Origin of the sequence: Lactobacillus sp. ESL0684 (genome assembly GCF_029392675.1) — a bacterium.
Classification (GTDB): Bacteria; Bacillota; Bacilli; order Lactobacillales; family Lactobacillaceae; genus Lactobacillus.
In genome coordinates this window covers 1,575,966-1,597,568 of record NZ_CP113941.1, presented here as the reverse complement: position 1 = coordinate 1,597,568, position 21,603 = coordinate 1,575,966, and the positions used below count along the sequence as shown (strand labels likewise).

The 21,603-nt window shown below is 38.5% G+C and carries 19 protein-coding genes, 1 pseudogene and 1 riboswitch; of the genes and pseudogenes, 13 read left to right on the top strand and 7 right to left on the bottom strand.

The window, feature by feature from the left end; translation table 11 throughout:
• Positions 1-188: 188 nt before the first annotated feature.
• The gene (rpoN, locus tag OZX56_RS07795) at positions 189-1,364 is read left to right on the top strand and encodes an RNA polymerase factor sigma-54 (protein WP_277139494.1); all 1,176 of its coding nucleotides are present in this window, start codon (positions 189-191) and stop codon (positions 1,362-1,364) included.
• Positions 1,365-1,414: 50 nt separating this feature from the next.
• Here rpoN and OZX56_RS07790 read toward each other — a convergent pair whose 3' ends face one another.
• Together OZX56_RS07790 and OZX56_RS07785 are read right to left on the bottom strand one after the other, a co-directional pair.
• Entirely contained in the window at positions 1,415-2,356 is a 942-nt protein-coding gene (locus OZX56_RS07790; RefSeq protein WP_277139493.1) for an aldo/keto reductase, read from the bottom strand.
• A 64-nt stretch (positions 2,357-2,420) separates the two neighbouring features.
• On the bottom strand, positions 2,421-3,512 hold the full coding sequence (locus tag OZX56_RS07785; protein ID WP_277139492.1) for an acyltransferase family protein: 1,092 nt from the start codon (positions 3,510-3,512) through the stop codon (positions 2,421-2,423).
• 134 nt (positions 3,513-3,646) lie between these two features.
• Here OZX56_RS07785 and OZX56_RS07780 point away from each other — a divergent pair, with 134 nt between their 5' ends.
• Complete coding sequence (locus tag OZX56_RS07780; protein ID WP_277125768.1) at positions 3,647-4,558, top strand: L-lactate dehydrogenase; 912 nt, start codon at positions 3,647-3,649, stop codon at positions 4,556-4,558.
• Positions 4,559-4,712: 154 nt separating this feature from the next.
• Here the strand turns inward: OZX56_RS07780 and OZX56_RS07775 are convergent, their stop codons facing one another.
• Positions 4,713-6,071, bottom strand: coding sequence for an HD domain-containing protein (locus tag OZX56_RS07775; protein ID WP_277125769.1), 1,359 nt, complete (start codon positions 6,069-6,071; stop codon positions 4,713-4,715).
• 100 nt (positions 6,072-6,171) lie between these two features.
• On the opposite strand from OZX56_RS07775, the gene OZX56_RS07770 reads away from it, so the two are divergent.
• From OZX56_RS07770 to OZX56_RS07745, 6 genes and pseudogenes are all read left to right on the top strand, one after another.
• Positions 6,172-6,597, top strand: coding sequence for a DUF1934 domain-containing protein (locus tag OZX56_RS07770; RefSeq protein ID WP_277139491.1), 426 nt, complete (start codon positions 6,172-6,174; stop codon positions 6,595-6,597).
• A 46-nt stretch (positions 6,598-6,643) separates the two neighbouring features.
• A complete protein-coding gene (rpoE, locus tag OZX56_RS07765; protein WP_277125773.1) occupies positions 6,644-7,195 on the top strand; it encodes a DNA-directed RNA polymerase subunit delta in 552 nt (183 codons plus the stop codon).
• Positions 7,196-7,326: 131 nt separating this feature from the next.
• Positions 7,327-8,946 carry a CTP synthase gene (locus OZX56_RS07760; protein ID WP_277125774.1) on the top strand — a complete coding sequence of 540 codons (1,620 nt, stop codon included), beginning with the start codon at positions 7,327-7,329 and terminating at the stop codon, positions 8,944-8,946.
• A gap of 127 nt (positions 8,947-9,073) precedes the next feature.
• Positions 9,074-10,348 (top strand): UDP-N-acetylglucosamine 1-carboxyvinyltransferase, encoded by a 1,275-nt coding sequence (locus OZX56_RS07755; RefSeq protein WP_277139490.1) that lies wholly within the window; start codon positions 9,074-9,076, stop codon positions 10,346-10,348.
• Between the two features lie 109 nt (positions 10,349-10,457).
• Positions 10,458-10,807 (top strand): annotated as a pseudogene (locus OZX56_RS07750) (type II toxin-antitoxin system RelE/ParE family toxin).
• Complete coding sequence (locus OZX56_RS07745) at positions 10,800-11,081, top strand: helix-turn-helix transcriptional regulator (RefSeq protein ID WP_277139489.1); 282 nt, start codon at positions 10,800-10,802, stop codon at positions 11,079-11,081. The pseudogene OZX56_RS07750 and the gene OZX56_RS07745 overlap by 8 nt, the downstream one beginning before the upstream one ends.
• 162 nt (positions 11,082-11,243) lie before the next feature.
• On the opposite strand, the gene OZX56_RS07740 is transcribed toward OZX56_RS07745, so the two are convergent.
• From OZX56_RS07740 to OZX56_RS07730, 3 genes are all read right to left on the bottom strand, one after another.
• The gene (locus tag OZX56_RS07740; protein WP_277139488.1) at positions 11,244-12,659 is read right to left on the bottom strand and encodes a C69 family dipeptidase; all 1,416 of its coding nucleotides are present in this window, start codon (positions 12,657-12,659) and stop codon (positions 11,244-11,246) included.
• A gap of 116 nt (positions 12,660-12,775) precedes the next feature.
• Positions 12,776-14,059, bottom strand: coding sequence for a nucleobase:cation symporter-2 family protein (locus OZX56_RS07735; RefSeq protein WP_277125778.1), 1,284 nt, complete (start codon positions 14,057-14,059; stop codon positions 12,776-12,778).
• Positions 14,059-14,637, bottom strand: a complete 579-nt coding sequence (locus OZX56_RS07730) for a xanthine phosphoribosyltransferase (protein WP_277139487.1) — start codon at positions 14,635-14,637, stop codon at positions 14,059-14,061. The genes OZX56_RS07735 and OZX56_RS07730 overlap by 1 nt, the downstream gene beginning before the upstream one ends.
• A gap of 80 nt (positions 14,638-14,717) precedes the next feature.
• Positions 14,718-14,815, bottom strand: a riboswitch (purine riboswitch).
• A gap of 203 nt (positions 14,816-15,018) precedes the next feature.
• On the opposite strand from OZX56_RS07730, the gene guaA reads away from it, so the two are divergent.
• Complete coding sequence (gene guaA / locus OZX56_RS07725) at positions 15,019-16,557, top strand: glutamine-hydrolyzing GMP synthase (RefSeq protein ID WP_280923764.1); 1,539 nt, start codon at positions 15,019-15,021, stop codon at positions 16,555-16,557.
• A gap of 435 nt (positions 16,558-16,992) precedes the next feature.
• On the opposite strand, the gene OZX56_RS07720 is transcribed toward guaA, so the two are convergent.
• On the bottom strand, positions 16,993-17,178 hold the full coding sequence (locus OZX56_RS07720; protein ID WP_277139485.1) for a hypothetical protein: 186 nt from the start codon (positions 17,176-17,178) through the stop codon (positions 16,993-16,995).
• Positions 17,179-17,396: 218 nt separating this feature from the next.
• Here OZX56_RS07720 and metG point away from each other — a divergent pair, with 218 nt between their 5' ends.
• Genes metG through rsmA form a run of 4 tightly spaced genes read left to right on the top strand, consistent with a single transcriptional unit; the run spans position 17,397 to position 21,579 of the window.
• A complete protein-coding gene (gene metG, locus OZX56_RS07715; RefSeq protein ID WP_277139484.1) occupies positions 17,397-19,376 on the top strand; it encodes a methionine--tRNA ligase in 1,980 nt (659 codons plus the stop codon).
• The gene (locus OZX56_RS07710; protein ID WP_277139483.1) at positions 19,376-20,143 is read left to right on the top strand and encodes a TatD family hydrolase; all 768 of its coding nucleotides are present in this window, start codon (positions 19,376-19,378) and stop codon (positions 20,141-20,143) included. Before metG ends, OZX56_RS07710 begins: the two co-directional genes overlap by 1 nt.
• Positions 20,130-20,696, top strand: a complete 567-nt coding sequence (rnmV, locus tag OZX56_RS07705) for a ribonuclease M5 (RefSeq protein ID WP_277139482.1) — start codon at positions 20,130-20,132, stop codon at positions 20,694-20,696. Before OZX56_RS07710 ends, rnmV begins: the two co-directional genes overlap by 14 nt.
• Positions 20,689-21,579: a 16S rRNA (adenine(1518)-N(6)/adenine(1519)-N(6))-dimethyltransferase RsmA gene (gene rsmA / locus OZX56_RS07700; RefSeq protein ID WP_277139481.1), complete on the top strand. Its 891-nt coding sequence runs from the start codon at positions 20,689-20,691 to the stop codon at positions 21,577-21,579. Before rnmV ends, rsmA begins: the two co-directional genes overlap by 8 nt.
• Positions 21,580-21,603 lie beyond the last annotated feature (24 nt).

Sequence of the window (21,603 nt, the reverse complement as noted above, 5' to 3'; positions counted from 1 at the left end):
CAAATTAATTCATACATAATAAAACTTGTTCCTTTTTAATTAAAAAGATAAATTTTCTTACTAATTTGCTATAATAGTAATAAAAGTAAGGAAGTGAAAAAGCCGATGTCGCAGATGCAAAAAATGGTTTTAAAACCTAAAGAGCAGTTAGTGACGCGGCTTTTTTATCGCCAAAATTAAAGCAAAACTTGGCGGTTCTTTCATATAGTACTTATGACTTGGTTAATGTAATAAAGGATTTGGCGGCTAGCGATCCGTTTGTTTCATTACGTGAACCTCAGACTGAAAGTCAAGGGTTAGAATGGGTGGCCGATCCACAGGCAGAGAGCTTAACTGATCATTTGCTAATGCAGGTCCGTTTAAGTAACTGGACAAGTAAAAACAAAGCGGCGGTTAAGCAATTAATTTATAATTTGGCAGCAGATGGTTATTTGCGAACTGGAACTAGTGAGCTGCTTGACCAAACAGGGCTTTCTTTTGTTGAGTTAAGGCATGCTAAAGAAAGCCTGCAAAGTTTAGATCCTTGTGGAATTGGTACCCAAGATCTCAATGAATGTTTATTAATTCAGGCACGGCAAATAACAAATTTCGATCAAGTTGCTTTACGAATCCTGATCGATCAACAGCTAGAATTATTGGCTGATCCAGCAAGTTGGTCGCAGCTGAATTATTCTAGACAAGAATTAACCGCAGCTTTAGCTAGTATTCAAACACTTAATCCCTTGCCAGCAAGTGAATATGTTGCAGCTGATAGTACTCAGTATTTAGTACCCGATTTGATTTATAAAGTTGTAGATCAGCGTATAACTGTGGAAAGTTTTCAACAGCAAATACCCGAATTGATTTTTGATGAAGCAAGCTATACTAAGTTAAAAGCACAAACGGATCAGCAGCAATACTTTTCTACGCAACGTGAGCGTTATTTAGAATTAAAAAATGCAATTAACCAACGTCACCAGACGATGATGCGGCTAGGAAAATATGTTGGGCACTATCAACATGATTTTTTACTCAGCCTAAAAAAAGAAGAGCTTAAGCCACTTGGCTTAAAAGAAGTAGCGCAAGCACTGGATTTAGCTCCAAGTACAATTAGCCGCGCGATTAAAGATAAATATATCCAATGTCAGAATAAAATCTTTAGTCTAAAGATTTTGTTTCCACGCCAAGTGACTGATAACATTTCGCAGACTAAAATTGAACATGAATTATTAACGTTAATTCAAACTGAAAATCCTGCTCGGCCGCTGACTGATCAGCAGATAGTTGCTCTTTTAGCTGACCAAGGCATTCATTTAAGCAGAAGAGTGATCGCTAAGTATCGTGCTAAATTGCGGATTCCTAATAGCTATGCGCGTAAAAAATAAAGCAACTTGAAATTAGTCAAGTTGCTTTATTTAAGTTATTAAATGTATTTTTAAGGTAAATCATTACCCGCAGCTAAGTAAACATCATACCATTCTTGTGCAGACAATGTGACGTCTGCTCCTTTGGCACTATCAACAATGTGGTCTGGATTCATCGTACCAATAATGACTTGCAGATTTGCTGGATAACGCAAAATCCAAGCAGCAGCAACCGCATTCTTTGATACACCCTTTTCATCAGCAAGCTTTTGTAAGGCTTGGTTAACTTCAGGAAAATCTGGGTTGCCAATAAAGTTACCTTCAATTTGCCCATATTGAAATGGTGACCACGCCTGAATAGTCATATCGTGCAAGCGGGCATAATCAAAAATGCCGCGATCATGGTCAATGCTGCGCTCATCGGTCATATTAGTATGAATACCAAAATCAATCGCACCAGTATGCATTACGCTGAATTGCAGTTGGTTAATCAACAATTTTTGGTTAATTCCTTTTTGAAGCAAAGCTGTTTGCATTGGGTTGAAGTTAGATACACCAAAATGGCGAACCTTGCCAGCTGATTGTAGTTCGTCGAAAGCTGCGCTAATTTCTGCAGGATCCATCAGTGCATCTGGGCGATGCAACAATAGACTATCTAAATAGTCAATTTGCATTCGTTCTAATATGCCATCAACTGCTGCTATGATATGCTTTTTAGAAAAGTCATATCTAGTTGTCTTGTAATTTAAGTTAGGATCTTCAACAATTCCAGTCTTTGATTGAATGTAAAAATCGTCTCGCTTTAATGAGGACTTTTTAAAAGCTTCACCAAATACCGTTTCGGCTTGACCATGACCATATATATCAGCTGAATCAATGTAATTAATGCCAACTTCTTGGGCTGTTTCTAAGGCTTTAACTGCTTCAGCAATTGTTAATTTATTCATGCGCATAATGCCAAGGGCAATTGCTGAACCTTTAAAATTTGAATTACCAATTTTAACTTGTTTCATTTAGAGTACCTCCTAGAATTTAGTATACGGCTTTTACGTTAATAAAGCATAGTGGCTGTTTTTGTTAATTTAACTGTAAAACTATCTTTATTTTTTGAGAAATTACATGGAGCATAATTGCACATGCAAAAGATAGCAGCCAAGTTAAGATTGTTAAGATAAGAATATTAAGTAATGGATTAAGCTTAGAAAATATTTTCTCTAAATTTAACCATAAAAGTTCTAACCAAAAAATATGTCCTAAAAATGCGCGATAGGCATAGGTTGCTAAGAAATGGATTAGTCTAAGCCAAGGACGGCTGTGGCTAATCTGATTGAAGGCCAGTAATGCAATTAGGCAAATCGTTGCGAGATCATAAAGGGTCGTTGATACTTGATAATATGTCGCGTGTTCAAGTTTGATTGGCATGCCATATTGAAGTAATTGGTGATTGATCCACCAATATGCGATGATCCAAACTAAGATTATGACTGGACTAAACCGTTTTATTAGCTGAGAGAACTGTTGCCTAAAATGGCCTGCTAAACTACCCAAAATTCCATAAATCAAGAAGCTGATTCCTAACCGATCAAGCCAATACCACGAACTTACAGTATTACCTTGAAAAACTAGTTGCCTATAGATTACTAACCATAAAAGCTGACCAATAATTGCTAGACTAATAACTAAACTGCATTTTTTGCTTGAGTGGTTGACCCAAGTTATCAGTTTTAAGAATAATGGATAAAAAATTATAAATTGAAGCATCATACAGCTGTACCATAAATGTGGAGCAGCATTACCACTGAAAAATTGCTTCAGCCAAGTTTGCCAGTTAGTAAACTGGCCATGTTGCTGCAATTGCGGCATTACGAGTAGATACCAGCATGTCCACAAGATAGTTGGGATAAACAGGTTATGCAATTGCTGGCTAAGGTATGAGTGGTAATTAAATTGTAATTGCTTTTGGCTAGTTCTAATTGACGTATAAAGAATGCCAAAAATAAATGCAGGAGCAGTGAATTTAACTAGGTTAAAGATTAGGCCAATGGTAATTTGAGTACTTTTAGTTAAATTACTGTTTAAAATAAATGATAAAATTGATTGTAACATCACAGCAGTGCAAGCGAATACCTTTAAGTAGTCGCCAACATCAGCTTCACTCTGAGTTTCCATATTTCCTTCTTTATAATATTTTTTTAAAATTAAATTTATTTTTAGTAAAATTTAGTTTATAATGAAACTTATATTAATAATTATACTGTTATTGTAGTTGAAATTTAACTGTTAAATTTAGGAGGAGAATAATCATGACTCATAAAATTGGCGTTATTGGTGATGGACATGTTGGTGCGACAGTTGCTCATCAGTTAATTGTTGCTGGCTTAGTTGATGATTTAGTTTTAATTGATGAAAAAGAAGACAAGGCTAACGCTGATGCGTTGGACTTTGAAGACGCCATGGCTAATTTGCATCATCATGCTAATATAACTGTCAATGATTATTCAGCGCTTAAAGATGCGGAAATTATTGTCAGTGCAGTTGGTGATGTGTCTTTGTCTGCTAAAGATCGCTTTGGTGAACTTAAATATAATAAGGAACATGTCAGTGATGCGGCAGCTAAGATTAAAGCAAGCGGCTTTGACGGCATCATTATTTGTATTTCTAATCCGGTTGACGTAATTACTAGTCTATATCAAGAAGTAACGGGACTACCAAAAGATCATGTTTTTGGTACAGGAACCTTGCTTGATACCGCAAGAATGAAACGAGCAGTTGGTAAGCGGATGAATGTTGATCCACGCTCTGTTCAAGGCTTTACTTTGGGTGAACATGGTAATTCACAGTTCACGGCTTGGTCAACGGTTAAGGTATTAGAGCAGTCAATGACAGAAATCGCCCAAGCGAAGAATTGGCAATTGTCTGATATTAATGAAGAGATCAAGCAGGGTGGTTATACTGTTTATGCTGGTAAGCAATACACTAATTTTGGGATTGCAGCAGCTGCTGTTCATTTGGTTGAAGTAGTAGAAAGTGATTCAAGAACTGAATTGCCAGTTTCTAATTACTTAGAAAAGTATGACACTTATATGTCTTATCCTGCAGTTGTTGGTCGAGATGGAATTGTTGAAAAAGTTACATTGCCATTGACTACTGATGAAGAACAACAATTGCAACACTCAGCTGACACCATCAAGGAGAAAGCTGCTAAGGAATTTTAAATAAGTTCTTTAGTTAATTTGCTAAATCCACTTAATAAAAAAACTAATTCGCGGTACTTTAAGCAATCCTGCTTAAAGTGCTGCTTTTTTATAATCAAAATATCCTGCCGTAAAGTGTACCAACGGTATCTTTTGTAGCAGGATAAAGATTCTATTATTTTTTGGGCTTACGTAAATATCGCAGAGCGCCATTTTTAACGTAGCGTTGGAATTGTTGGTAGAGTGGGTCAAAGATTTGTGGTTCATCACTATTAGATAACATAGTTTTAGGAAAAAAGAAACGCTCATCACCCTGTAAAGTACCATTAAGTGCTCGAACTAGTGGACTTAATTGGGATAATTCGATTAACTGACCGTCCTGTAGCATGATCTCAATTTGGCTATTAGCATTTTTACCCGTGGGTTTGTATGCATCATAAGGTTCGTCAAAAGCAGAATTGGTTGCCGTATAGTAATTGGGATCAAAGCCAACTTGTTTAATTAAATCCTTTAGTTTCGGTAATAAGTTTTTAGTTTCCTGATTAATACACACACTAGACAATGGTTTACGGAACAAATAGCGATTGGCTAAATCTGCTAAAATTGGATCTGTAGATTCTGTCCATAATGAAAAATTAGTTTCCATAACGCCGTCATCTAGTTTGAGATAATCATCCAATGTCCAATTGCCGGCCAAAAAGTGTCCTAAACTAGGCGTTACTGCCAGACCACCATGCTTATAAATAATTTTGGCGCGCTCAAGTAAGTGTTGTAAGATGACTTCCATCGAGCGACCTACCCGATGAAAGTAAACTTGTTGATACATTTGGTAACGTGAGGCAATATAGTCTTCGACTGCATGCATCCCACTTTTGGTAAAACAAATTCCGTTGTTATATGGTCGGATTTCTTGTAAAATTCGCGATAAATCAAACTCACCGTAACTAACGCCTGTATAATAAGCATCCCGTTCAAGGTAATCCATGCGATCCGCGTCGGCTTGGCTAGAAATCATTTTGACTACTTGGGCATTAGGATAGGTCTTGGCAATCACACTGGCAACTAATTCTGGAAAGTTGGGGGCAACTCGTTTAAGAACTTGATTAATTTCAGTAGTTGGATCAGTAATGATCTTTTGACCGATTTTTTCATGGTCAGTGCCGAATAGGTGCTCAAAAGTATGTGAATAAGGACCATGTCCAATATCATGCAACATTCCTGCGCATTCAACTAGTAAGCGATTATTATCGTCCCAAAGACCATCTCCACTAGTACGAGTCGGATATTTTTTGGCGAAAATATCACAAATCCGTCTAACTAATTCATATACGCCCAAATTATGTTCAAAACGAGTATGAGTTGCCCCAGGAAAAACAAAGCTGATCGGCCCTAATTGCTTAATTCGCCGCATCCGTTGGAATTCTTTGGTTTTGAGTAAATCAAGGATGACTTGATCTTCGATATGAATATAGCCGTAAACTGGATCACGTAATACAACTTCTTTGTCTAATTTTTTGCTGCTAAATCTTGCCATTAGAAATTCCTCGAACTTGCCCATTAATTTTTAAGTAGATATCGGTTAAAATAGTCTTATCTAACTAAAATTATAACAAATAATTAGCTAAATGTTTAAGATGGATGGGGTTTTAGCGCAAATGAGTGACATTAAGGTAACTTTTACAAGTACAATTAGGCAGGCAGAAGAAACAGAAACTTTTACTCATCAAGCAAATGGTCAATTGACGCAGCAAAATGGGATTACTAGGGTAACTTATCAAGAAGATGCGACAACCGTTGTTAAGCTAGTTATTAAAGCAGATGATGTCATCATTAAGCGTAGTCAAGATGAGCAAAACTATTCATTGCTGCATTTCAATAGCTATGAGACGAAAGCTTGTAAAATGATTGCTGCTGGGTATCAGACGGATTTAACTAGTAAGACCAAATTACTTAAATTTTTCACTAAAAATGCTGCTACTAAAGAACTTCAGATTGAATATGACCTCTTTAGTGGACTATACTTAATAGGTAACTATACTGTCACGTTGCTTTTTAGCTAAACGCCTAGTAAAATAAGAATGATTGTTAAAAGAGAGGAATGCAACTGTGGGATTAAACGACTTTAAAGATAAAAATCGTAACGAATTATCGATGATCGAAGTTGCTCGCGCGATTTTAGAAGATAATAACAAAAGAATGGCCTTTGCCGATATTGTTAATGCGGTACAGAACTTCTTAGGTGAAAGTGACGAAGAGATTCGTGAACGTCTGCCACAATTTTATACAGATATGAACACCAATGGTGAATTCATCTCAATGGGGGAGAATATCTGGGCTTTGCGGTCATGGTTTCCATATGAATCTGTTGATGAAGAGGTTAACCACCCAGAAGATGAAGATCAAGAAGATACCAGAACTCACCATCAAAAGGTTAATGCTTTCTTAGCCGATGCTACTGGCAGTGATGATATTATCGACTATGATAACGATGATCCAGAAGATGAAGATCTGGATGCTGTTGCTAGTGATGATGCTGATGACTTTGATGCTGAAGCCGATATCGATGATGAACCTGATGAAGAAGAATTGCCGGATGGAATTGAAGGTCAATTATCTGAATTAGATGATGATGAAGATGACGACGGCGAAGAAGAATAATTAGCTTGACATTGGTGTTAAAAATCGCTAGTATTTTACTTGGGCACCTTATGTGCAACTATGCTCCCTTTATGGGAGCTTTTTTTATTTTTGATTATTTTTCTGTATTTTCTTAAAAAGGAGTTTGGCTAATGACAAAATATATCTTCGTTACTGGTGGCGTGGTATCGTCTCTTGGTAAAGGAATTACAGGGTCAAGTTTAGGCCGTCTACTAAAAAATCGCGGACTAAAAGTAACAATGCAAAAGTTTGATCCGTATATTAATATCGATCCAGGTACCATGAATCCCTATCAACATGGTGAGGTTTTTGTAACCGATGACGGTACAGAAGCTGATCTTGATTTAGGACATTACGAACGAATTGTCGATGTGCGCACTAGTAAGTATTCTAATGTAACGACTGGTAAGATTTATAAAGAAGTTTTGGAAAAAGAACGCCGTGGTGATTATCACGGTGCTACGGTTCAGGTCATCCCGCATATTACGGATATGATTAAACAAAAGATCATGCGTGCTGGTCTGACTACTGATTCAGATGTAGTTATTTCTGAAATTGGCGGGACAGTTGGCGATATTGAATCGACACCATTTATGGAAGCAATTAGACAGATGCGACGCGAAGTTGGCGAAGAAAATGTAATGTACATTCACTGTACCTTAGTTCCATATTTACATGCTGCTAAAGAAATGAAAACTAAGCCAACTCAGCACTCTGTAGCTGAACTACGCAGTATTGGAATTCAACCTAACATGCTAGTGTTGCGTGCTGAGAAGCCAGTTGCGCAAGAATTGAAAGACAAGATTTCAACTTTTACTGATGTACCAGTTGACCGAATCATTGAATCAATTGACGCGCCATCGCTATTTGATTTGCCACTTTCTTTTCAAGATCAAGGCATGGATCAAAAGGTATGTGACTTTTTACATATTACTAGTCCTAAGCAAACAGCTGATATGCGTGAATGGACGAAGCTCGATGAACGTGCTAAGAACTTACATCATACTACTAAGATAACGTTAGTTGGTAAATATGTTGAACTAGAAGATGCTTATATTTCAGTAACTGATGCCTTGCAACATGCGGGTTATCTATATGATAGTAAAATTGAGGTTAATAAAGTCCAAGCAGAGGATATTACTGAAGATAACATTGCTGATTATCTAAAGGATTCTGCTGGCTTAATTGTACCTGGTGGTTTTGGTTCACGTGGTTTAGAGGGCATGGTTATCGCAATTAAGTATGCTCGTGAACATGACTTGCCATACTTAGGTATCTGTTTAGGGATGCAAATGGCAACCGTTGAATTTGCTCGCAATGTTTTAGGCTTGCAAGATGCTAACACAACCGAAGTTGATCCGAATACTAAGCATAATGTAATTGATATTATGGCTGATAAGCGTGATGAAGAAAACCTTGGCGGTACTTTGCGTTTGGGACTTTATCCAGCAGCACTGAAAAAGGGCACTAAGACCGCGGCAGCTTATGATAACCAAGAGGTTATTCAAGAGCGTCATCGTCACCGCTACGAATTTAATAATGAATATCGTGATGCTTTTGAAAAAGCTGGTATGATCTTTTCTGGTGTTTCGCCTGATAATCATTTGGTTGAAATCATTGAAATTCCGCAAAATAAATTCTTTGTGGCTGCTCAATATCACCCAGAGTTTTTAAGTAGACCACAAAAGGCAGAGGGTTTGTTCCGCTCCTTCATTGGCGCAGCTAGTGATTTACCAGTTAAGAAGTTTTAATAAAAATTAACATAGTAATAAATTTTAATTTTTTAATAGGGACAATAGTGGTCTTCTCTTGTCTTTTCTGTAAAATTCCTTTAACATTATTATGACTAATCGAAATTAGAAAAGGATTTTTTCGCCAATGAAGCAAATGATAATTCATGGTGGAAAGCCCCTACAAGGAGATGTCTGGATTGGTGGCGCGAAGAATTCAACTGTGGCGCTAATTCCAGCATCAATTTTGTCACGGACAAAGGTAACTTTGGAAGGTGTTCCAAGGATTGCTGATGTCGACAACTTAATGGATTTGTTGAGTGAAATGGATGTCGTTTGTGAATTCAACGGGACGACTTTGTGCATTGATCCAGAAAACATTAAGATGAGTCCACTACCAAGTGGTAAGATCAAGAGTTTACGTGCCTCATATTATTTTATGGGGGCACTTCTTGGTCGTTTTGGCAAGGCTGTTGTGGGCTTTCCTGGTGGGGATGATATTGGACCTCGCCCCATCGACCAGCATGTTAAGGGCTTTGAAGCTCTGGGTGCATGTGTAAAAAATGAAAATGATCAAATAATACTTACTGCTCCTAAAGATGGACTACATGGAGCAACTATTCATCTGAAAATGCCGTCTGTGGGGGCGACAATGAATATTATCATGGCCAGCGTAACGGCCCATGGACAAACTATTATTGATAATGCGGCTAAAGAACCAGAAATAATTGATTTGGCGACTTTTTTGAATAATATGGGTGCTCAAATTCGTGGTGCTGGCACTGACTCCATTCGCATTGAGGGCGTGGCCCAGCTTAAAGCGCAGACACCACATACCATTATTCCTGACCGCATTGAAGCAGGTACTTACATTGCTTTGGCAGGGTGTATCGGTAATGGTGTGCGAATTCATAATATTATTGAGGAACACCTTGATTCTTACCTTGCAAAAGTTGAAGAGATGGGCGTTGTGCTTGATGCGGATGAGGATTCAGTTTATGTTTATCCGGCAGGGGATCTTAGGATGATTCAGATCAAGACTGATTCCTATCCTGGCTTTGCGACAGATTTACAGCAACCTGTAACTCCGTTGTTGTTGTCTGCTAAAGCTGGTGAAGGCGTCATTATTGATCAAGTTTATCCTAAGCGAACTGGTCATATAGAGCAGTTATGCAAGATGGGTGCGGATATTAAGGCTGAAGATGGCATTATTTTAGTTCATCCATCACACCAATTACATGGTGCGACAGTTTCGGCTGGTGAAATTCGGGCTGGTGCTTGTTTGATGATTGCTGGTTTAATGGCAGATGGTACAACTGTGATCAACAACGCAGATAATATTTTGCGTGGCTATGATCGGGTTGAGACCAAGATGCAGCAGCTTGGTGCAGATGTCACCATTCAAGATGTAATAGAAAAATAATTAATACAAAAAAATGCTTGAAGCTAAGGTGCTTCAAGCTTTTTTAGATTTTAGGTTAACTGCATAGAGTAATTTTGCCATATGATAGCAAGCATGCTATCATATGTCTATGAAGAAAATTGAATTTGATTACTATGATTGGCAAGAATTCAAATCATTTTTAGACAGTTTACCAGCTAAAGAAGCGGCTAAGTTGTATGCAATGATTAATAATATTGAATTTTATGGGTTACAATAGCTAGCCGTCAAAAATGGGTTAAGAAATTAGAAAGTAATTTGTTTGAAATTCGTAGCCAATATTCCTCGAACATTCAAAGAGCAATTTATTTTCATTTTGAAAATAATCATTATGTTATAATGCATGGCTTTACTAAAAAGGATCAAAAAACACCTACTAAGGAAATAAGTAAGGCTAAGAATAGAAGAAATGATTTTGGAAGAGGTAAAAATAATGAGTAAAATTGATGAGTATGCGCGTGAACGAAGTATGCGCGATTCTGAATTTGCCAAAGAAGCAGTTCAGGATAATATGAACCTTGAAGTTGCTGTACAAGTAAGAGATTTGCGAAACAGTCTTGGCTTAAGTCAAAGAGAATTTGCAAAGTTAGTGGGTAAGCCGCAATCTACAATTGCGCGAATTGAGAGTGGTTCTATGAATGCTTCTACAAAGTTGTTGAGTGAAATTGCCCAAGCGACTAATCAAAAAGTAAAGATAGAATTTATGTCAATTTAATAAGGTTAAGCAAAGGATAAAAATAAATATTTAAAACAATCTAAGTAACAGACATTTTTTAGTTATAATGAAGTTGTTATCGATAATACATCTAAAAAGTTATTTTTCGCATTAAAAAAGCCACTCAGGAATTAATCTGAGCGGTTTTATTTTTATCATTAATTAATCGAGTAAATCGTATTTCAGTGTCATTAAGCCGTGACCTTCATCAACCATATTGCCGAGTAGTTCGACAGTATTGTTGTAAACTTGGTCAGCCATTTGCTCGTTAGCTGCAGTTAATGCAGCTTGCAATTCTTTGCCAGTTAAAGTGGCTGCCTTGTCATCAGTCTGGTGTTGCACCATATGGCATTGTGCTTGTGATTTTTGCTCAAAATCATTTTCTAATTCACCATAGACCTTAAAGTTGGTATCACCAAGTTGGGCAGTCAATTTATTCAGCCAAAAGATTTGTTTTAAGTCAAACTTAGGGCCAGTTTGGAAACAAGCTGGGGTAGTTTCTACATTAGTATAGAAAGGCACCATACAATTGAATGTATTTGGACCAAAGGCTAACCACTGTACGCCTGCAACTTCACTAGGAACATTATTTCTGACTTGCAAAATATGGGTTTCAAAATTACGGTTTAAACCGATTGGACGAAAGGCCTTCTTCTGGGCTTCAGTCCCTTCTGAACCATATACATCATAAGGAGTGTCTTGGTAGTGTGAACTCTCGATCCATTCAATATCTTCGATACTAATTTTACGATTAGCATAGCAAATAAATGGTTGTTCTTGGTCACTTGGCTCACTACCAAAGTTTGGATCAAAATAATTGTGAACAAACCAAGCACGTGGGTTGTTGTAGTGAGCGTCCTTAATGGTTGAACTACCAAAAATGTGACGCATGTTGTAACCTTCACGGTCAGGATTTAGTTGATATTTGGCAATTAAACCTTCTAAGCCGCTGTCTGCTTCGTAACCGTCTTGACCAAAGTGAAATTCGTCGATATTTAAACGGTTGGGTGCAACAACATAAGCATCATCTGGAATGCGGCGAGCAATCCAATGATGTCCGCCAATAGTTTCAAGGTACCAGACTTCGTCGTTGTCAGCAAAAGCCATGCCGTTCATTTCATAGGTGCCATATTTTTCTAATAAGTAGCCGACGCGTTTAACGCCATCGTGGGCACAGTGCAGGTATGGTAAGGTCAAGGTAACAAAGTCTTCTTCGCCAAGACCACCTTCAGTAGTTAGTGGATCAATCCCTTGAATGCGGGAATTAGTAGTGATGGTTTCAGTAGCGGTCATAGCAACATTGTCAGAATTAATCCCAGCTGCTGCCCAGATTCCGCTCTCTCCAGAAACGTCGGGTGCACTAGTGTAACGCAGCGGATTAGCTAAAAGATCTTCGTCATCGATCTTTTGGTGGCTAATCACACTTTCATAATGCTTGGGTTGCTTTTCAGGTGTTACTACTTCAAAGCTCTCTGGAATAATTGTTCGACCGCCATCTTCGCTTCTGGCAATCATGGTTGAACCGTCAATTGAAGCATTTTTACCAACTAAAATTGTGGTACATTCTGTTTGTTTCATAAATTTTACCTCTCTTTTTGCTTTATCTACTATTGTATTAAAAAAAGGCACTAACTAGCAAACTAAAATTGCCAAGTATTGAAAAAAAGCAACTTCGGTTTGAAGTTGCTTTGTGATTAATTTGAAGTTGTCTGATGATTGAGCAAAACATTTAGAATTGTAGCCGACAGACTAGTAATCACAATCCCGTTAGACAGAAAAAGTTGCACTGTATCAGGTAAGTTTTGGAAAAGCTGTGGATAAATGGTTACTCCTAAGCCAAGTCCAATCGAAATGGCAATAATTAATACGTTGTTATTATTACTCAAGTCAACTTTAGTTAAGGTCTTCATTCCTTGTACAGCAATCATAGTAAACATTACAATCATTGCGCCACCTAAAACTGCAGTCGGGATAATCGTAACTAGCGCACCGATTTTAGGTAAGAGGCCCATTGTCATCAGTAGACCTGCAGCCCAATAAATTGGACGTTTGGTTTTAATTCCAGACAGTTGCAGCAGACCAACATTTTGTGAAAAGGTGGTGTAAGGAAAGGCATTAAATAAGCCGCCAAAGATTTGGGCAAGGCCTTCTGCGCGGTAACCCTTTTTGAGATCAGTTTCGGTTAGATTATGGTGTATTAAATCTCCAGTAGCAAAGAAAACACCAGTTGATTCAACCATAGAAACTAGCGCAATAATAATCATGGTTATACTTGATGACCACTCGAATTTGGGCACGCCAAAGTAGAACAATTGCGGTAAGTGAAACCATGAAGCATCAAAGACAGGTTCAAAAGATACTAAGCCCATGCAGGCGGCAATGATGGTACCGGCGATCAGACCGATTAGGACGGAGATTGATTGCAAAAAGCCTTTAGCCCAGATTTCAAATGCTAGAATAATAATCATAGTCACAAAGGCTAATAGCAAATTTTGGCCACTCCCGAAGTCTTTAGCACTAGCGTTGCCGCCACCCATATTCTCGATCGCAACTGGAATTAGCGTTAAGCCAATAGTAGTAATTAGCGTTCCGGTTACCACAGGTGGAAAGAAGCGTTTGATTTTAGCAAAAATTCCCGCGATTAGCACTACGAAAATCCCCGCCACAATAATTGCGCCATACATGTCATTGATGGAGAACTTTTGACCAATCATCTGCAAGGGGGCTACAGCTTGGATCGCACAACCCAAGATTACTGGAAAACCAATGCCAAAGAACTTGTTAGTCAGTAACTGCAAAAGTGTCGCCAAGCCACACATGAAAATATCGATCGAAACTAGATAAGTCATTTGGCTGGCAGAGAACTTGAGGGCAGTACCGATTAATAAAGGAACAGCCACGGCTCCAGAATACATGGCCAATAGGTGTTGTAATCCTAAAACGGCGGCTTTTTGATGGCTGACTTCTGTTTGCGCCATTATGCTTCACCCGCAAATACTACTTTGCCGTCTGTAAAGTTAGTAATGTTAGCGAGGGCTTCCAGCCGATAACCATGGTCTTTGACCCAGTCGCTGCCACCTTGGAAACTTTTCGCAACTACAACGCCTACTCCGGCAACATTGGTATGGGCCTGCTCGGCCACACTAATTAGCCCTTTGACAGCTTCACCATGAGCTAAAAAGTCATCGACGATTAGTAGATTATCATCTTTACTGAGGAATTTTTGTTCAACGCAAATTTTGTTAGTTACTTTTTTGGTATAGGAGAACACATCTGCCCAGTAGACAGCGTCATTGAGAGTGGACGGCTTCTTTTTGCGGGCAAAGACCATGGGAACGCGGAGTTCAAAAGCGGCCATGATGCCGGGAGCAATCCCAGATGCTTCGCAAGTTAAGACTTTGGTAATGCCGCTATCTTGAAAAAGGCGGGCGAATTCTTGTCCGACTGCCATCATTAGTTCGGGATCAACCTGATGATTTAAAAATGAATTGATTTTTAGGACATTACCGGGTAAAACTTCACCATCACGCCGAATGCGATCTTCTAATAACTTCACAATTTCCTCCTTGAAAAAAATAAGGGCTTCTTTCACCTAAAAACGGTCAAAGAAGCCCTTAAAGCAGTCAGCTTAACTGCCCAAATTGCTACTTGACCCATAGTTCAGAATTTACGGTTCTGAGTAGAAACTGCCGCCCTGATTACGACAATATACAGATCAATATTTACTTGATGAACGCATTCTAACAAAGCAGATGAACTTGTGCAAGAATAAAATTTTCAAAAAAACGAATTATTGGGACAACTTATAAGATATAATTCGTTAAAATCTGTTGCTGGATGAAAAAAAGGTTGACCGTTAGCTTAATTCTTAGTACAGTTGAATTAATTTAGATATGTCGTTTAGAAAATGAAAAGGGTGTGCAGCGTGAAAAAAGCAATGGCAGATTTTGACGAAATAATCGTGCTGGACTTTGGCAGTCAATATAATCAACTAATTACGCGCCGTTTGCGCGATTTTGGTATTTATTCTGAACTTTTACCGCATGATATTAGCATGGAAAAGATCAAACAAATTAATCCTAAAGGGATTATTTTTTCTGGTGGTCCTAACAGTATCTATGATGAAGGTGCGCTTAATGTTGATCCAGCAATCTTTAAATTAGGAATTCCTATTTTGGGAATTTGCTACGGAATGCAGCTAATGTCGCATTATTTGGATGGCAAGGTTGAAAAAGCAGCTAATTCCGAATATGGTCGTGCGGATATTCAGGTGGAAGACCCTAATTCGATTTTGTTTGATAATCTGCCTGCCAAAGAATTTGTCTGGATGAGTCACGGCGATTTGGTGACTGAAGCACCAGCAGGTTTTAAGACGGTAGCCTCAAGTAAGAATTGCCCAATTGCTGCCATTGCCAATGAGGCAGAACAATTTTACGGAATTCAATTTCACGCTGAAGTGCGCAACACGCAGTATGGCTTAGATATTCTGCGCAACTTTGCGTTTAAAGTTTGTCAGGCTAAGGCCAACTGGACAATGGACGATTTTATCGAAATGCAAGTTGAACAGATTAGAGCCGAAGTTGGGGATAAAAAAGTCATCTTAGGTTTGTCGGGCGGAGTTGATTCGAGTGTGACTGCAACGCTGCTCCACAAAGCGATTGGCGACCAACTAACTGCTATTTTTGTTGATCACGGAATGCTGCGCAAAAATGAAGGCGACGAAGTCATGGCGGCTTTGAACCAAGATTTAGGCGTGAACATTATCCGTGTGAATGCTCAAGAACGTTTTTTGACCAAGTTAAAAGGGGTAACTGATCCTGAACAAAAGCGGAAAATTATCGGTAATGAATTTATTGAAGTCTTTAACCAAGAAGCACAAAAAATGCAGGAAGTTGACTTCTTAGCACAAGGCACGCTGTATACTGATGTGATTGAGAGCGGGACTAACACTGCACAGACGATTAAATCCCACCATAATGTGGGTGGTTTGCCAGAAGACATGCACTTTAAATTGATTGAGCCATTGCGCAAGTTATTTAAAGATGAGGTTCGTGAATTAGGGGAAAAACTAGGTATTCCACATGATTTAGTCTGGCGGCAGCCATTTCCGGGACCAGGTCTAGGAATTCGTGTCTTGGGCGAGGTTACGGAGGATAAATTAAAAATTGTTCGCGATAGTGATGCGGTTTTGCGAGATGAAATTAAAAAGGCGGACTTGGAGCAGGAAGTCTGGCAATACTTCACAGTGCTGCCAGGCATTAAGTCAGTTGGCGTCATGGGTGATGGTCGAACATACGATTATACGATTGGGATTCGTGCAGTTACTTCGGTTGATGGAATGACCGCGGATTTTGCGCATTTACCTTGGGATGTTTTACAAAAAATCTCAACGCGCATAGTCGATGAAGTTCCGAACATCAACCGCGTAGTTTACGATGTGACGAGTAAGCCGCCATCAACGATTGAATGGGAATAAAAAGTAGCGAATGAAAAATAATTTTTTATTTCTTTAGTGAATCGTGATAAAATAGAAATGGAGAGATATGCTCTAACATAACTTTCTTTTAATAAGCCATCAAAGATGGTGGCTAACCTTATAATTATTTAGAGAAATAAACCATCGCCGGTCAAAGCAAGATGGTTATTTCTTTGCAATTAATTCTTTAATTACTTCAATCAGTTTAGCAATTTGTCCGCTGATGTTATAAATTCAGTCATTGAATTTATGATCGCAGTTAATAAATAAAAGCCAAAAATTTTTAAGATTTAATTCTGCATGAAAAATGTGTTATCATGTAAATGAAAAGAGAGTTATGTTGTCGCATAACTCTCTTCTAAGAAGCCATCAAAGATGGTGACTGACAACAATTTTATTTAAGAAATAAAACCATCGCCTTCCATAGCAAGATGGTTATTTCTTTGCAATTAATTTCTTAATTACTTTAATCAGTTTAACAATTGCTCTTAGCAATTTGTCTGCTGCTATTACTAATTCAGTCATTGAATTGGTAATCTCAGTCAACAAATAAAAACCAAAAATAATTGCCGCACCAATTGCGAAAAAAGTATTTATTAGAATACTTACTGTTCCTTTCATGAAGATTTAGTACATAAGCACCACGACCTTCTGATTGAAACAGCACCATCTTAGCAACTTCTATTGTTAGTTTACCGAAAGTAAAATTAAAATTCAAAGTTATTTTGATCAACTATTTATTGAGTGAAAAGCTACTCAAAAAGTTAATAATCCAGTTCTGCTGCTTTTTTAGTGTAGTATAATGGAATGAAAAACCAAAATTTCTTAAGGAGACAAATATGGCTGAGCAAAAAACTTTTTATGTAACAACCCCAATTTATTATCCGTCTGGCCGATTGACAATTGGTAATGCTTATACAACAATTGCTGCTGATGTAATTGCTCGTTATAAACGGAGTCAGGGCTACGATACCTTCTTTTTGACTGGGACAGATGAACATGGTCTCAAGATTGAACAAAAGGCTGAAAAGCAAGGTGTTAAGCCGCAAGAATTTGTGGATAACATGGTTAAAACCTATAAGACATTGTGGGAAAGTCTAGATATTTCTTATGATAAGTTTATCCGGACGACTGATGAAGAACATGTCAAAGGTGTCCAAAAAATCTTTGAGCGTTTACTAAAACAAGGCGATATTTATTTAGGTGAATATACTGGTTGGTACTCAGTAGAAGACGAAGAATATTTTACTGAATCACAACTAGCAGAAGTTTATAAAGATGATGCTGGCAATGTAATTGGTGGCAAGGCTCCATCGGGTCATGACGTGCAATTAGTTAAAGAACCATCTTATTTCTTCAAAATGAGCAAATATGCGGATCGTCTTTACCAATATTATCAAGATCATCCTGAATTTATTTTGCCACATTCTCGTGAAAAAGAAATGGTCAATAACTTTATTAAACCTGGACTTGAGGATCTATCAGTTACCAGGACTACTGTGTCTTGGGGAATTCCTGTACCAAGCGATCCTAAGCATGTGGTTTATGTCTGGATTGATGCTTTATCTAACTATATTACTGCCCTAGGATATGGCTCAGATGATGACTCATTATTCAAAAAATATTGGCCAGCTGATGTTCATTTAGTTGGTAAAGAAATTGTACGTTTTCACACAATTTATTGGCCAATTATGTTAATGGCACTTGATTTGCCATTGCCAAAGCACGTGATTGGTCATGGCTGGGTCTTGATGAAAGACGGCAAAATGTCGAAATCAAAAGGTAATGCGGTTTATCCGGAATCAATTACCAGTCGTTATGGTGTTGATGCCTTGCGGTACTATTTAATGCGGGCTTTGCCATTTGGTTCAGATGGGGTCTTTACTCCAGAAGACTTCGTTGAGCGGGTCAACTTTGACTTGGCTAATGACCTAGGCAACTTACTTAATCGAACAGTTTCAATGATTAATCAGTATGAAGCAGGACATGTCGCCCCAATTGCCCAAGAACAAGACAAATTGGGACAAGCGCTAGCTGACGCAGCTGGCGAAACGATTGCTGAATACCAAAAGAATATGGATAAACTCTACTTTACGCAAGCAATTGATGTTATCTGGAAGTTTATTGGTCGGGCTAACAAGTACATTGATGAAACGATGCCGTGGTCGCTAAATAAAGCTGGCAAGACGCAAGAGTTGTCACGAGTAATGTCCAACTTAGCCGAGAGTTTACGGTTAGTTGCACTATTAATTGCGCCAATTATGACGAGAACACCAGTTGAGATGTTCAAGCAATTAGGCTTAGATTGGAATAATGCTGAGCAAAAAGTGTTAGCTTTTGGCAATTTTGCTTGGAATGTCCAGGTAACAGACAAGCCAACACCGATTTATCCACGATTAAAACCTGAAGAAGAAGTTAAGTATATTAAGGCTGAAATGGCTAAGGCTAAGCCTAAAAAGCAAAGTCGCAGTCAAAAACAAAGTCATGATCCGGAAATTACGATTGATGATTTTGATAAAGTGAAGATTAGAGTGGGGAAGATTTTGGCAGTTGAACCAGTTAAAGGTTCAAATAAGTTACTGCAATTCCAACTCGATTTTGGTGATGGCGAGGAACGACAAATCTTAAGTGGCATTCGCAAATATTATCCTGATGCCAGTGAACTACTGAACCGTAAAGTGTTAGCTGTTACTAATTTGAAGCCGCGTAAGATGCTTGGTCACATTAGCCAAGGTATGCTCTTATCAAGTGAAAAAGACGGTCAAGTTAAGCTAGCACTAGTTGGCGATGAACATGAAGTTGGGGCCGAGTTAGCTTAATGGAACTGATTGATAATCATACACATTTGCAAGATGAACCGTTTCGCGGTCAAGAAGAATTTTATCTTGAACGGGCACAAAAATTGGGTGTTACTCGGCTAATCTGTGTTGGTCAGGATCCAGATTTTAATCGACGAGCAATTGATTTAAGTCAGCGATTTGATAACGTTTATGCAATGGTCGGTTACTGTCCAGATGTTGCTAAAGACTACGATCAACAGGCAGAAGATCAGCTGATTGAACAGCTGCAAATTCCTGGTGTAGTAGCTTTAGGCGAGATTGGGTTAGATTATTATTGGGATGAAAGTCCCCGCGATCAACAAAGAAAAGTCTTTGCAAGGCAGGTTGAACTTGCACATGAGTTAAAATTACCGGTAGATATTCATACGCGTGATGCTTTTACCGATTGTTATGAGATTTTACGTCGCAGCAATCTTGAATATGGAGCAGTTTTACATAGCTTCAATGGCAATGTAGAGTGGCTGAATAAGTTCTTAGATTTAAATGTTTATTTTTCTTATTCAGGTGTGGCTTCCTTTACAAAAGCTGTGGAAGTTCATGAAGCGGTAAAACAGACGCCGCTTGATCGACTATTGGTAGAAACAGATGCACCATATTTAACGCCCAAGCCATATCGCGGCAAGCAAAATGAACCAGCCAACGTTTACTATGTGGCACGCGCGATTGCTGAAATAAAGGATTTACCTTTAGCGGAAGTTGCCCAGGCAACTTATATGAATACAGAGAGAGTTTATGGGCTTAATTAAAAAACATTTTAATGCAGTGGTGGTTGTTGAAGGCAAGGATGACACGATTAGGTTGAAGCAATTTTTTCCGGGAATTGAAACGATTGAGACCAATGGCTCTGATGTACCTGAGGAAGTCTTAACGGAATTAAAGGCGTTAGCGCCAAAACGTGAAATCATCGTCTTTACTGATCCCGATTTAAATGGTGAACGAATTCGCCGAATTGTTACTCAAGCAGTGCCTTCTGCTAAGCAAGCCTTTATTACTCGCAAAGAAGGAGTACCACAAAAACGGGGAAATTCTTTGGGAGTTGAGCATGCGTCTAAAGAAGTTCTAACTAAAGCACTGAGGGATTTGCATGAAGCCCAAGATATTCCTAGTGATCTAACTCGCAAAGATTATGCTCAGCTAGGGTTGGCTAGTGGTGCCAACTCACGTAAGCTGCGTGAACAAGTGGGGGTTAAATTGCGAATTGGTTATGGTAATGCCAAACAATTCTACAAACGTTTGCAAACCTTTGGGATTACTTTGACAGAACTCAAGCAGGCAATTGAGGAGATTAAAAATGAGTAATGAAATACCAATTGGTTCACCAGTGAGAACGCAGGCAATTATTAACCGTTATTTTATGCGGGCTAAGAAAAGTCTAGGACAAAATTTCTTGGTCGATTTAACTGCAATCAAGGGAATTGTTGAAGCAGCAGACATTCAGCCTGATGACCAAGTAATTGAGATTGGACCAGGCATTGGGTCGTTAACAGAGCAACTACTGATGGCTGGCGCCAAAGTTTTTGCTTATGAGGTCGATGATAACTTACCTGAAATCTTGCAAAATGAATTGCCCAAAGAGGTTAATGGTGAGCCAATTGCTGAGCGCTTTGAATTAATGATGAAGGATATCTTGCAAGCTGATTTTGCAGCAGACTTGGGAGATTTCTTCGATTTAACCAAACCAATTAAAGTAGTTGCAAATCTACCATATTACATTACTACGCCAATTATTTTCTTTTTGAATAAAGCCAAGCTAAAGTTTGTTAGTTTAACCTTAATGATGCAAAAAGAAGTGGCAGAACGCTTGTGTGCTAAGCCGGGTACTAAGGCCTATGGGCCATTAACGATTGCGGTTCAAACACAGATGCAGGTTGAAATTGCCTTATCGGTCAAAAGTAGCTCCTTTATTCCCATACCGCAAGTTGACTCTAGTGTGGTGGTTTTAACACCGCTTGTGGATAAACCAGCTATTGGGGATGCAGAGCATTTTAATTGGGTGGTTAAAATGTGTTTTGCCCAAAGGCGTAAAACCTTGAATAATAATCTAAAGCCGTTACTTCCAGTAGCTACTGAGCGCGCACAGGTATTTGCCGAATTAGGCCTAGAAACCAAGGTGCGACCAGAGCAATTGTCGATTCAACAATTTGCTCAGTTGGCGCAGCGAATCCCAGTGCGTAAGTCCTAAGGATAATTGCTTTAAAAATTCATT